We start from the raw sequence: 13145 nt of genomic DNA on the forward strand, positions 1-13145 counted from the left end.
TCATCTCTCCGGCAGCTGTAAAGCGGCAGAGTACCATCTCACCCACGCTGTGCAATGGTGCCGGGCGGGCAGGGATTGATCCTGCGATCCGCATTCCAATAATATGCGGAAGCGATGATGTTTATGTACCAACCAGGGAGCGCAGGTGAAAGCAAGTAAGCACGCATTAAACTGGACCACACTTCTGATCGCCATTCCGGTCGGGTGTGCGGCGTCGCTGGTGACGCTGGCTTTCCGCGGCGTGATTGAACTGATCAACCATCTGCTGTTTGCCCGCAGTGGCGAAATAACCGAATCCCTGCATCTCTGGCCGTGGATCTTCTGGCCGCTGCTGGTGGGGGCGGGCGGCGTACTGGCGGGCTATTTTCTGCGTTATGCCGTTGCCATCGAGCAGCAGCAGACGGTGAAAACGGATTACCTTGAAGTGATCAACGCCCGGCTGGATGCGGTGCCGACCCGGACCTCACTGTTCCGCGCCTTATCGTCGATTGCCAGTATCGGCAGCGGCGCCTCGATAGGTAAAGAGGGGCCGATGGTGCAGCTCTCGGCACTGTGCGGCAGTGCGATTGGTCGCCTGTTACCGGCCTCACTTAACCTGAAAAACAGTGACGTGGTGGCGATGGCCGCGGCGGCGGGCCTCGCGTCGGTTTACCATGCGCCACTGGCGTCGGCGATTTTTGTGGCGGAAATCGCCTTCGGCATTTCTGCGTTGCAGCGGCTGATCCCCCTGATCATCGCTGCCGCCACGGCGGTGATGACCATGTGGACGCTGGGTTTTCGCAGCGCGCTCTATCCGCTGGCAGACGCGAACTTCGCCATGGATCTCAGCAGCCTGCTGATGACGGTGGTGATTGGTCTGTGCGCCGGTCTGGCGGGCTGGATCGTGATTAAATGCATCGCCCGCAGCAAAGTGCTGTTCAGCCGGGTCGCCTCCCTGCCGCTGCGCCTCGGGGCGGGCGGCTTTGCGGTCGGCTTACTGGCGCTGATCTCCACTGATATCCTCGGCAACGGCTACGAGGTGATCGTCAAAGTGATGGCAGGGCACTACCTGCTGCCGGGTCTGCTGCTGTTGCTGGTGCTGAAAACCCTTGCTACCAGCCTGTCGGTAGGGTCGAACGCCGTCGGCGGACTCTTTACCCCTTCGCTGCTGATTGGCGCGCTGCTGGGGGTGATCATCGCGACGGTGGGGGCGGCGCTGCATCTGCCGCTTGGCAATGTGCTGCTCTATGCCGCGATTGGTATGGCGGCGGTGCTGGCGGCGGTCAGTCAGGCGCCGTTGATGGCGATGCTGATGGTGCTGGAGATGACGCTCAACAGCAGCCTGCTGTTTCCGCTGATGATCGCCACGGTGCTGGCGTCGATGGTGGTCTATCGCCTGCAATCCGCCAGTACTTATCCGGTCGTGAGTCATCACTTCAGCCGTTCAGAAGCGAAATATGATTTCGATAACATGCGCATTGCCGAGCTGATTATTGCGGGTGCGGCGTTGCAGCCGGAGGAGTCGGTGGGGCAGGCGCTGGCGGTCAGCTCCCTGAAGCGTGAACGCTATGTTTATGTGATCAACGCCGCGGGCGCTTTCCTCGGTGTGGTCTCGATTCATGAAATTTCGCGCCGGGTGCTGGCCCAGGAGATCACCCTCGATTCACCGGTGCAGTGCGTGATGGATCAGGATTTCCCGGTGGTGTATCAGAATCAGAGTATGCGTGAGGGATGGGAAGCCTTTGCGGCGGTGACGCTGGAGCGGTTGCCTGTGCTCAACAATCCGCAGGAACGGCGCTTTCTGGGGGCGCTGACCAAAACCAGCCTGATTCAGAAAGCGCAGGAGTTTCTTTAAGCCGCGTTGCCGCGCATCGCCTGGTCCGTCATCCACAGTCGCGCATCAAATTCGAGCTGGTGATAATCCGGCTCCATATGGCAGCAGAGCTGGTAGAACGCCTTATCGTGATCTTTCTCTTTAAGGTGTGCCAGCTCATGCACCACGATCATCCGCAGAAACGGCTCTGGCGCGAGGCGGAAAAAGGTCGAGATACGGATTTCCGCTTTCGCCTTAAGCTTACCGCCCTGAATCCGTGAGATGGCTGTGTGCAGCCCGAGTGCATGCTTCATCACCTTAATCTTGTTATCCCACATCACTTTGCTGATCGGCGGCGCATTGCGCATATAGCGATTTTTCAGCGCCTGCGTGTAGTCATACAGCGCTTTATCACTCATCACGTCATGGGTGTCGGGATAACGTTCCTGCAGGAACGCACCTAAGCGCTGATGGGCGATCAGCGACTGAACCTGCTCAAGAAGGGGGGCAGGATAACCCTGAAGGTAGATCAGTGAGGACATTAGGGATTCCAGGCGAAAGACAGTATACTGCGCCCCCGATTTTGGGGCGAAAATCAACCAAAGTGTACCACGCCGGAGAATTCATGAGCCAACTTGAACTGAACGATCGCACACTGATCCTGCATCGCTTCCCGCAGATGCGTGACGAAAGTCCATTACAAGCCTGGGATGCGGCTGATGAATATCTGTTACAGCAGACGCTGCCAGAGGGGCCGGTGCTGGTCTTCAACGACAGTTTCGGGGCCTTAACCTGCGCCCTGAATCCGCGTACCGTCTGGCACGTCAGCGACTCCTGGCTGAGCCAGCAGGCCGCCCGTCAGAATCTGACCTTTAATGGGCTGGATGACAGCGACGTTCACTTTGTTGATAGCCTGGCTGACCTGCCTGCTTCACCTGCGGCTGTGCTGATCAAGGTGCCTAAAACCCTGGCGCTGCTGGAGCACCAGCTGCGCGCCATTCGCGAAGTCGTCACGCCTGATACGGTGATTCTGGCGGCGGCGCGCGCCAAAGAGATCCATAACTCTACGCTGCAGCTGTTCGAACAGATCATTGGTGAAACCAAAACCTCTCTGGCGTGGAAAAAAGCGCGTCTGATCTACAGCCAGTTCAGCAAGCCTGAACTGCGTGAGGCCACGCCGACGCTGGTCTGGCCGCTGGATGGTACCCCTTATCAGATTCACAACTACGCCAACGTCTTCTCGCGCGCTTCGCTGGATATCGGCGCACGGCTCTTTGTGCAGCATCTGCCGGAAAACATTGAGGGCGAGATTGTCGATCTCGGCTGTGGTAACGGCGTGGTGGGACTGGTGGCGCTGGAGCAGAACCCGCAGGCCGAGGTGCATTTCCTTGATGAGTCTTACATGGCGGTCGCTTCCAGCAAGCTTAATGTGGAAGTGAACCGTCCTGAGGATCTGTCACGCTGTCAGTTCCTGGTGAACAACGTGCTGAGCGGCTATCCGTCAGATCGGCTGCACGCGGTGCTGTGCAACCCGCCGTTCCACCAGCAGCACGCGGTGACCGATCACCTGGCATGGCAGATGTTCCGTGATGCCAAACGCTGCCTTCAGTATGGCGGCGAGTTGCGTATTGTCGGCAACCGCCACCTCGATTATCACCACAAGCTGAAGAAGCTGTTTGGTAACTGTACGCTGATCGCCTCTAACCAGAAGTTCGTGGTGCTGCGCGCGGTGAAAATGCGCTAGTCAGACGGTTAATGCCAGCTGCGTCGCCTGCGCAATCGCACGGCGCGCATCCAGCTCCTGCGCCACATCTGCACCGCCGATGACTGTCACCCTCTGTCCTTTTGCACGCAGCGCGGCTTCCAGTTCGCGCTGCGGCTCCTGTCCGGCACAGATAATCACATTATCGACCTCCAGCAACAGCGTTTCGCCGTTGCGCCGCAGATGCAGGCCGCTGTCATCAATCGCCAGATACTCAACGCCGCCCCACATCTCAACGCCCTGCGCCTGCAGACTGGCGCGATGGATCCAGCCGGTGGTCTTTGCCAGCCCGGCACCCGGTTTTCCCGATCGGCGTTGCAGCAGCCAGATTTGCCGTAACGCAGCAGGCGGCTCGGGTTTCATCACGCCGCCACGCTGCGTCAGGCTGTGGTCGATGCCCCATTCGGCATAAAACGCCGCCAGATCTTCGTCATGGGATGGCTGTGACAGATACTCCGCCACATCAAAGCCAATACCGCCTGCGCCGATAATCGCTACCCGTTTACCTACCGGGCGCTTATCGCGCAGCACCTCCAGATAGCTCAGCACGCTGGGGTGGTCGATGCCCGGAATATCGGGCGTACGCGGCTGAATGCCGGTCGCCAGCACCACTTCATCGGCGTCACTCAGCTGATCCGCCGTCACCCGACTGCCTGTCTGAACCGTCACGCCTGCGGCTGCCAGCTCATGCCGGAAATAGCGCAGCGTTTCGCTGAACTCCGATTTGCCAGGGATCAGCCGTGCAAGATTGAACTGGCCGCCTATCTCCGGCGCGGCCTCATAGAGGGTTACCTGATGGCCGCGCTGCGCCGCCTGTAGCGCAAACGCCATGCCGGCCGGACCGGCACCCACTACGGCCAGCCTGCGCGGGGCGGTGCTGGCGATGACCGGCATCAGCGACTCATGGCAGGCGCGCGGATTGACCAGGCAGGAGGTGATTTTACCGGCGAACACCTGATCGAGGCAGGCCTGATTACAGGCAATGCAGGTGTTGATGCTGTCCGGTTCACCGCGCTGTGCTTTAGTGACAAAGGCGGGATCGGCGAGAAAAGGGCGCGCCATCGACACCATATCGGCGCAGCCGGACTGCAACAGCTGCTCGGCGACGGCGGGATGGTTGATGCGATTGGTAGCGATGACCGGTACCTTCACCTGTTCACGCAGGCGCTGCGTCACCCACGCAAAGGCCGCACGCGGCACGCAGGTGGCGATGGTCGGGATGCGCGCCTCGTGCCAGCCAATACCGGTATTAAACAGCGTGACGCCGCACTGCTCCAGTTCGCCCGCCAGCAACAGCGTCTCCTCCAGCGTGCTGCCCTCTTCGATCAGGTCGAGCATCGACAACCGGAAGATGATGATAAAGGCGTCACCGGTCGCGGCGCGAACGGCGCGGGTAATCGCCAGCGCGAACTGCATCCGCTGCCGGAAGTCGCCACCCCAGCGGTCGGTGCGCTGATTGGTGTGCTTCACCAGAAACTGATTAATCAGGTAGCCTTCGGAACCCATGATCTCCACGCCATCGTAGCCCGCCTGCTGTGCCAGTCGGGCGCAGCGGGCAAAGTCATCAATGGTCTGTTCAATCGCCGCCTCGCTCATCGCCTGTGGCGTAAACGGGTTAATCGGCGCCTGGCGTGCCGAGGGCGCAACCAGATCGGGCTGATAGCTGTAACGACCGGTATGCAGGATCTGCAGGGCGATTTTGCCCTGATGTTGATGCACCGCCTCCGTGATCTGCCGGTGCCAGTCACATTGCGTCTCGTCGGTGAGCATCGCGCCATGCGCGGTGGTGACACCCTGGGCATTGGGGGCGATCCCGCCGGTGACGATCAGCGCGACGCCTTCACGCGCCCGCTCGCCGTAGAAAGCCGCCAGCCGGGCTGCGCCATCCGGATGCTCTTCCAGTCCGGTGTGCATTGATCCCATCAGAAAGCGGTTTTTCAGTCGGGTAAAGCCAAGGTCCAGCGGCGTAAACAGCGCAGGATAGTCAGGATTGACGGACATGATAGTCACTCACGGTAAAGTGGTCGGATGAGTTCACTCTAGCCACTTCTGCGTTAAAAAAAAGTGAAAGAATGTCAGGGTGTGAGTGAAATCATAAACAACGGCAGGGGAGTGAGGTGAGTAACAAAGAGTGGGCGGAGGTCGCCCGTGCCTTGCGCAAAGAGGTTAAGACCGTCATCCGTGGCCCGCGTAGCTTCGCGACAGGCGTCAGCGCCCGTCGCTGTTCAGGTTCTGCTACATGCTGTCAGCGCGGTGCCAGAAAACCCATTAACGTCGACGGATCCACGAATAGCGGGAGTGATAGCCGCTGCCGTGGTGGGTATTGAAGCGGTAGCTTGAACCGCTTTCGGCCATGCAGTAGGTGCAGACATTGACGTTATCGATCTGCGCAGCCGGCACACCCGCGTTTATCAGCAACTGCATTGCCAGCGCAGGCAGATCGAACCAGACACCCTGCTGGCGGGCAGCGGCCTGTGGACGTTGCGCCAGAGGATTAACCGGCTGGTTCTGGTGCCAGCGCAGCCCGCTGGCCAATGCCGGGTTCTGCGCAATCTCCGCCAGCTGCGGTTCGGCCAGTTCATAACAGCAGGGGCCCATCGCCGGACCGATCGCCACCATCAGGTTCTGCGGCTCGCAGCCCTGCTCGCACAGTTTTTCAACCGCGCGGGTCAGCACACCCGCCAGCGTACCTTTGAGTCCGGCATGAACCGCGGCCACGATCCGCTGCTGGCGATCGGCGAACAGCACTGGCAGGCAGTCGGCGGTGTAGACCGCCACCGGGCATGTCCCGCTGCCGATCACGCCATCAGACTCGCAGCTTTTGGGTGGGATGTTCTCGATATCGGTGACCACGGTCGCGCTGTGGCGCTGATGTCCATAGGCGGCATCAGCGGGTGGGGGCTCTCCGGCTGGCTGAAACGCATATTCGAGCCACTCCAGCGAATCGAGCAATGGCGAGCGCGGGATCACGGCCATAGGAATCTCCTGTTATAACAGCGTGCGTTGGGCTGCCCACAGCTTACGTTAACTGCTACATTTTTGAAGCTTCTCCTCAGACCTTTCTCACCTTAAGGATGAAATGATGAAAACCTCCGCAAAACTGGCTGCATCCGGACTGGTCGCGCTGCTGCTTACCGGCTGCGCCTCGTCGACACATCAGACCGCGCAACAGCAACTCGGCCAGCAATCGGTGCTGGCGGTAAACTGGTTCCAGCAGTCTGGTGAATATCAGGCGCTGACCTGGCAGGCATTTAATACCGCGCGTATGGCGTTTGATCAGGCCCCCTCGCTGACCGGCAAACCCAAAGCGGTGATTGTCGATCTGGATGAAACGATGCTGGATAACAGCGCCTACAGCGCATGGCAGGCGAAGAACGGCCAGCCGTTCAGCAGCAAAACCTGGTCAGCCTGGACGCAGGCGCGGCAGGCGAAAGCGGTGCCGGGCGCGATAGAGTTTGCGCGTCATGTCACACAGAATGGCGGCACGCTGTTCTATGTGTCGAACCGCGATCAGAAAGATTACGCGGCCACGGTCGCTAACATGCAGCAGCTTGGCTTCCCCAACGTCAGCGATAAAACGGTACGTCTGAATACTGACAGCTCCAATAAGCAGGCGCGTTTCGATGCCATTAAAAATGCCGGCTATAACGTGGTGCTCTACGTTGGCGATAACCTCAACGATTTTGGTGGCGCGACCTGGCATCAGGGTAATCAGACGCGTCGTGATTTTGTGAATCTTAACCATCAGCAGTTTGGAACGCAGTTCATCGTGCTGCCGAATCCGCTCTACGGCGACTGGGAGAGCGGAATGGCGGAAAACTACAATAAACTGACGCCCGAACAGCAGCTGTCTGTGCGGGAATCGCGCCTGCAAAGCTGGAACGGTAAATAATTCGTCAAGAAAAAGAGCCTGACCGTGTCAGGCTCTGTTAAAACATGGTCCTGATTTACTTTCTCCCGTCACTATTTTGCTGCAAATTAAATTAATTATCTCTTGCTTCATTCTTATCTAAAATCAGGCATATCTGACTGGCTATCAGCAATTAAGCCGGTTGATCGTGCTAATGGTTAATTTTTTAATTAAGAGTATTCCTGGTAAAAAGCAGGCCGGTTGGTATGGCAGTGAATATCCCCTTGGTTAATGATTGTATTTTTTTGTCAGCAATAACTTTAGTTTATTATCTTTTATATTTTAATCTATTGATATTATTGATCTTAAAATGGTTTCCGCTAATTATTTCACTTCTCTGCTGCTTAATTAAATTTACTTACCCCTGACTCTTACTGACGCCAGATTGACAAATAGCATGATGTTAAAGTGCTGTGAAATATTGCTCGTGCATTGGTAATGGTTAGCGGCTATAACCTTTTTCTGTGACTCAGTTCTTATTTACCTGGCGGCTCACGCTTTATTTGTGAGCCGATACACTTTGTGGTTAGCCAGGATGCGACATCCCGGTAGTAGAGAGAAGATGATTGTGACGACACTTAAACCCTTATTAGCGAAAAATCGCAGTTGGGCATTACAGCGCCGCCAGCGTAATCCAGACTACTTTAAAAAATTCCTTCATCAGCAAAAGCCGCACTCACTCTGGATAGGTTGTTCTGATAGTCGCGTTCCGGCAGAAGTCTTAACCGGCTCCCATCCTGGCGAACTCTTTGTGCATCGTAATATCGCCAACATGGTGATTGAGGACGATGACAATTTACTGAGCGTGCTGCAATACGCGCTCTTCTTTCTCGGTGTAAAACGCATTGTATTAAGCGGCCACTATGGCTGCGGTGGGGTGGAAGCCGCGCAGAATCTGCCGGGCAGCGTGCTGGACGGGCAGGAGAGCGCGCTGGCGAGACGCATTCAGACGTTGCGTCATGATATTCAGCACGGTCTGGCGGAAAGCCCCCCTTCAGACGCGGAGCCGGGTGAACAGCTCGATCGGCTGGTTGAGGCCAACGTTAAGGCGCAATTCGCCAGACTGGTGAAATCTGAACCGGTCCGGCAAATCTGGCAATCGGGCCAGGAACTGGAGGTGTTTGGTTGTGTGTATGACCTGCGCTCCGGCCATCTTAAAGAGCTGATTCATCAATCTGCAGAGGAACCTTCATTATGAACCTCGATACCCTGCGTCGCGACATTCCTGCGGGTCTGGTGGTGTTTCTGGTCGCCTTACCGCTCTGTCTTGGCATCGCACAGGCCAGCGGATTACCGCCGTTTGCCGGTCTGCTGACCGGTGTGATTGGCGGCCTGGTGGTCACATCACTGAGTCCGTCCCGGTTTGCCGTCAGCGGCCCGGCGGCAGGCCTGGTCACCATCGTCGTCGCCTCAATGGCGTCTCTGGGCAGTTTTTCCGCCTTTCTCACCGCGCTGATTATCGCCGGAGCACTGCAATGCTTGTTTGGTCTGCTGCGTGCCGGACGGTTTATTTCGCTGGTGCCGGGCAGCGTCATTAAAGGGATGCTGGCGGCGATCGGTTTGCTGCTGATCATGCAGCAGATCCCGGTGGCGCTGGGTGCCGCGGGCGATGCGGAACTGGTTTCACTGGTGACCGGTGAGATGACCTTCTCGCTGCCCGCGGTAGCAGTAGCGGGTGTCGGCCTGGCCATTTTATGTCTCTGGACCACCGCACCGGTGAAACGGATCAAAGCGCTGGCCTGGATCCCTGGGCCGCTGATTGCCGTGCTGATAGGCTGCCTTGCTACCGTCGTGGGTGGACGGCTGTTCCCGGAAATGACCAGCGGTCTGGCGCGCATTTCGTTGCCCGCTTTTGACAGCATTTCCGCGCTGGTAGCAGAGCTGGAAACGCCCGACTGGATGGCCTGGCAGAATCCGCAGGTCTGGGTCGTTGCGGTAACCTTAGCCCTGGTCGCCAGTCTGGAAACGCTGCTGAGTCAGGAGGCGCTGAAAAAACTGCGTCCTCAGACGCCCGCGCCATCGCCTAACAAAGAGATGTTCGCGCAGGGCATCGGTAACCTGGCGGCCGGTTTCCTTGGCGCGATGCCGATAACGGCGGTGATTGTGCGCAGTTCGGTTAACGTCAGTGCGGGCGCGCAGACCAAACTGTCGATCTTCATTCACGGTGTGCTGCTGCTGATTTGCGGTATGTGGTTCAGTGAGATGCTGAACGCCATTCCGCTGGCCAGCCTCGCTGCCGTGCTGCTCTATACCGGCTACAAGCTGGCGACACCCAAACTGTTTATTGAGCAGTTCCGGATGGGCGCCCAGCAGTACGTGCCGTTTCTGGCCACCATCGTCGGTATTATCACGCTGGGCATGCTGGTCGGGATTGGTATCGGCATCGCCACGCAGATCCTCTATAGCATCTATAAGAGCCATCGCAACGCGCTGCAGCTCACCCGCTATGACGACCACTACGTGCTGCGCTTTCAGCAGAACCTGACCTTTATGCACAATCCAAAGCTGCAGGGATTGCTGGATGAGATCCCGGAAAACAGCGTGGTCATCGTCGATAACGACAATGCGGAATATATCGATCCCGACGTTAAAGCGGTGCTGAAAGATTTTGGCGATAACGCCGACAAACGCGGCATTCGCCTGAGTCAGTGGCCGGTTGCCGTAAAATAGCGTTTAGCGCAACGGTAAAGTCGTCAGAACAGCAAAAATCGGATATCTCGGATATCCGATTTTTTTATTTGCGATGCATAATAGAGCCCCAGTTTTTGCTGTCATCTGATGGGTTTAGCCTCAAAACGGTAACTTTTCTGAGTTAGCCCATGAAACGAGGTTTTATCGCCGGATGACATTGAGGATATTCAGGATTTAATCATTCTGACACCACGCGCCTGTCCAGGCTGGCGTGGACAGCCAGCCTCTCTGTGACAAGGTCCGGATGTATGCGCATACAGCTGTTTGAAGAGCACAACGTTAAGAAGAACGCATTTTCACTGTTTTTAATCACGTTGCTGTTTTGCTTTATCGGCGGACACCTGCGCTTTCCACAGGAGCTGTCGCTGTTCTGGCCGGTCAACGCGATCGTCACTGGCGTGATCGTCCGGAATCCTTTTCTGCATCAGACCCGCTATTACCTGGCCACCTTTGCTGCGATGGTGTTAAACGACATCGTTTTTTCAGGCTGGGCGCTCTCTGCTTTTACCCTCAACATGGCGAATCTTCTGTTTGTGCTGGTGGCGGTGACGCTGCTGGTAAAACATCTTCAGCACGACTCCGGCAGCGAGCGTATAACCAGCGTGCTGCGCATTTTTCCGGCCTGTCTGCTGGCCGGACTGGCCTGCGCCAGCTGGGGGGCGCTGGCGCAGCAGGCCGATTTTAACAGCGGGCTGGTGACGGCCTGGGGCGAATGGTTCAGCGAACAGTTCTCAACCGGGCTGATGCTGCTGCCCTTTTTGCTGACGCGCGACTGGGCGTCGCTGTCGCCCCGGCAGTTTATGCAGATGCGCAAGCTGGCACCGGTTGTCGCCGTGATTTTTTCGCTGATGATTGGCGCGATGATGGGCGGCGCAGGCAGCCTGACGTTCCCGGTTCCGGCGCTGGTCTGGTGCGCCATCGTGCTGCCGATGCCGCTCACCAGTCTGGTGATTTTGCTCACCGGCATTAGCGAAATCATTCTGGTTTCGCACGGCGTGATGAATATCCAGGGCGATGACAATATGCTGCCGATCACCCATCTGACCTCGGCACGGCTGGGCGTGGCGACCATTGCGATCAGCCCGCTGATTGTGGCGGTGAGCATGGATGCGATTCGCCAGCTCAACCAGCGTCTGGCGTTGCGCGCCAACTATGACTTCCTGACCCGGCTGCTGTCGCGGTCCGGCCTCTATGAAAGTCTGCGTGCTGAGCCAATCTTCCCGGACCGCCGGGCGGGCGTGATCCTGCTGGATGTCGACTACTTCAAAGCGATTAATGACAATTTTGGTCATGATGCGGGTGACAGCGTGCTGGAAGAGATCGCCCGCCGTATGCAGCGCGTTGTGGGTAAAGAGGGGCGCATCTGCCGTTTTGGCGGCGAAGAGTTTGCGGTGGTGCTGTTCGACCAGAATCCGGAAAAGCTCTACTTTCTTGCTGAGAGCATCCGGCAGAAGATGGCGAAAGAGAAGTTCTGGCTGCAGGGCAGTACGGCCACGGTCACTGTCAGTCTGGGGCTGGCGCATGGCTGTGCCGGTGAGGCGACGGAGTGGCACCGCGTGATCAACCGGCTGATTTCTGCAGCCGATAAAAATCTCTATCTGTCGAAACGCAATGGCCGCAATCAGACCTCGCCGGTTAACTACCGTGCCATCACCAGCGACGTGGCATAACGCCACGCCGCCGGGTTCTGTCAGCTGACGCTGCTTTTCAGGGTACTGGCCTGCTGGTGGCGTTCAATCGCCAGGTCGATCAGGCGACTGATCAGATCCTGATAGCTGAGTCCGGCCGCCTGCCACAATTTCGGATACATGCTGATATTGGTGAAGCCGGGCAGGGTATTCACTTCGTTGACGATAATTTCGCCGTCGTCAGTTAAAAACACATCGACGCGCGCCATGCCAAAGCACTCCAGCGCGGTAAAGGCTTTGATGGCGACCTCACGAATCGCATCGCTGGTTTCCGATGAAATGGCTGCCGGGACCACCGTCTGCGCACCGCTCTCAGAGATATATTTGGTGTCATACGAGTAGAAAGCGTCATGCACCACCACTTCACCGCAGGGGCTGGCTTCAGGGGCATCGTTGCCCAGCACCGCACACTCGATCTCGCGGCCTTTGATACCCTGCTCAATCAGCACCTTGCGGTCAAAGGAGAAGGCCAGCGCCAGCGCGGCATCAAACTCTTCAATGCTGTCCACTTTGCTGACGCCCACCGATGAACCCTGGTTGGCGGGTTTGATAAACAGCGGCAGGCCAAAGCGGGCAATGACTGCGCTGGCGTCCAGCTGTGTGCGCTGGGCCTGGGTGACGCTCACCCACGGCGCGACGTTGAGGCCGGCGTCGCGCAGCAGGCGTTTGGTAAAATCTTTATCCATGCTGACCGCAGAGCCCAGCACGTCGGAACCGACAAAAGGTAACGAGGCCATACGCAACAGGCCCTGCAGGGAGCCATCTTCACCCAGCGTACCGTGCACGATAGGGAAAATAACGTCGATCTGCGACAGTGGATGGGCGTTATGACGGGTGATGATCTGCTGCTGAGTCGTGCCGGGCACCAGCGCCACATCTTCAGCGGCGTGATTCAGCGCGATCAGCGCCGGATTTTCAGCGTTAAGTAAGAAGTTTGAAGCATCGTTAAGACGCCAGTGTCCCTGCTTATCAATGCCCAGCAACACCACGTCAAACCTGGTTTTGTCGATCGCCTCAAGGATATTTTTGGCCGACTGTAACGACACCTCATGCTCAGCCGATTTCCCGCCAAACACGATCCCTACCCGCAACTTTGTCATCAATTTTGCCCACTGAAAAAATCAAAACCACAAGATAGCATGGGCTTCGCGAGGGAAAACAGGGCAGGGCGACAGATAATTGTGAGCAGGCGATTAACCCTCGCCACTCACCAGATCGCTGTCGTTCAGCTCCCAGTGCTGACGCGGGTGGCAGCTCAACGGCCCGCTCGCAAAGGTCACTGAATCTCCTCTTTAACCTGAT

10 protein-coding genes are annotated in these 13145 nt (G+C 57.5%); 6 read left to right on the plus strand and 4 right to left on the minus strand.

The window, feature by feature from the left end; genetic code table 11:
• The first annotated feature begins 145 nt into the window (after positions 1-145).
• Complete coding sequence (locus OK412_RS20460; RefSeq protein ID WP_022623916.1) at positions 146-1834, plus strand: chloride channel protein; 1689 nt, start codon at positions 146-148, stop codon at positions 1832-1834.
• On the opposite strand, the gene OK412_RS20465 is transcribed toward OK412_RS20460, so the two are convergent.
• Positions 1831-2334, minus strand: a complete 504-nt coding sequence (locus tag OK412_RS20465) for a M48 family metallopeptidase (RefSeq protein WP_010256568.1) — start codon at positions 2332-2334, stop codon at positions 1831-1833. The two genes, OK412_RS20460 and OK412_RS20465, sit on opposite strands and share 4 nt — an antisense overlap.
• A gap of 83 nt (positions 2335-2417) precedes the next feature.
• On the opposite strand from OK412_RS20465, the gene rlmG reads away from it, so the two are divergent.
• On the plus strand, positions 2418-3536 hold the full coding sequence (gene rlmG / locus OK412_RS20470; RefSeq protein ID WP_264353485.1) for a 23S rRNA (guanine(1835)-N(2))-methyltransferase RlmG: 1119 nt from the start codon (positions 2418-2420) through the stop codon (positions 3534-3536).
• Here the strand turns inward: rlmG and OK412_RS20475 are convergent, their stop codons facing one another.
• Positions 3537-5555, minus strand: coding sequence for an NADPH-dependent 2,4-dienoyl-CoA reductase (locus tag OK412_RS20475; protein ID WP_052271974.1), 2019 nt, complete (start codon positions 5553-5555; stop codon positions 3537-3539). It abuts the gene before it with no gap.
• A gap of 267 nt (positions 5556-5822) precedes the next feature.
• A complete protein-coding gene (locus OK412_RS20480) occupies positions 5823-6530 on the minus strand; it encodes a polyphenol oxidase family protein (protein WP_264353486.1) in 708 nt (235 codons plus the stop codon).
• Between the two features lie 106 nt (positions 6531-6636).
• On the opposite strand from OK412_RS20480, the gene OK412_RS20485 reads away from it, so the two are divergent.
• The 4 genes from OK412_RS20485 (at position 6637) to OK412_RS20500 (ending at position 11825) form a co-directional block, all read left to right on the plus strand.
• Entirely contained in the window at positions 6637-7446 is an 810-nt protein-coding gene (locus OK412_RS20485; protein WP_010699771.1) for a 5'-nucleotidase, lipoprotein e(P4) family, read from the plus strand.
• Positions 7447-8026: 580 nt separating this feature from the next.
• Positions 8027-8662, plus strand: coding sequence for a carbonic anhydrase (locus tag OK412_RS20490; RefSeq protein WP_029519418.1), 636 nt, complete (start codon positions 8027-8029; stop codon positions 8660-8662).
• Entirely contained in the window at positions 8659-10134 is a 1476-nt protein-coding gene (locus OK412_RS20495; protein WP_010256584.1) for a SulP family inorganic anion transporter, read from the plus strand. The genes OK412_RS20490 and OK412_RS20495 overlap by 4 nt, the downstream gene beginning before the upstream one ends.
• A 269-nt stretch (positions 10135-10403) precedes the next feature.
• Positions 10404-11825 (plus strand): sensor domain-containing diguanylate cyclase, encoded by a 1422-nt coding sequence (locus tag OK412_RS20500; RefSeq protein ID WP_264353487.1) that lies wholly within the window; start codon positions 10404-10406, stop codon positions 11823-11825.
• Between the two features lie 20 nt (positions 11826-11845).
• Here the strand turns inward: OK412_RS20500 and ddlA are convergent, their stop codons facing one another.
• The gene (gene ddlA / locus OK412_RS20505; protein ID WP_264353488.1) at positions 11846-12943 is read right to left on the minus strand and encodes a D-alanine--D-alanine ligase; all 1098 of its coding nucleotides are present in this window, start codon (positions 12941-12943) and stop codon (positions 11846-11848) included.
• Positions 12944-13145: the final 202 nt, after the last annotated feature.

The sequence above is a fragment of the Pantoea sp. JV6 genome (assembly GCF_025910055.1).
GTDB classification, from domain to species: domain Bacteria; phylum Pseudomonadota; class Gammaproteobacteria; order Enterobacterales; family Enterobacteriaceae; genus Pantoea; species Pantoea agglomerans.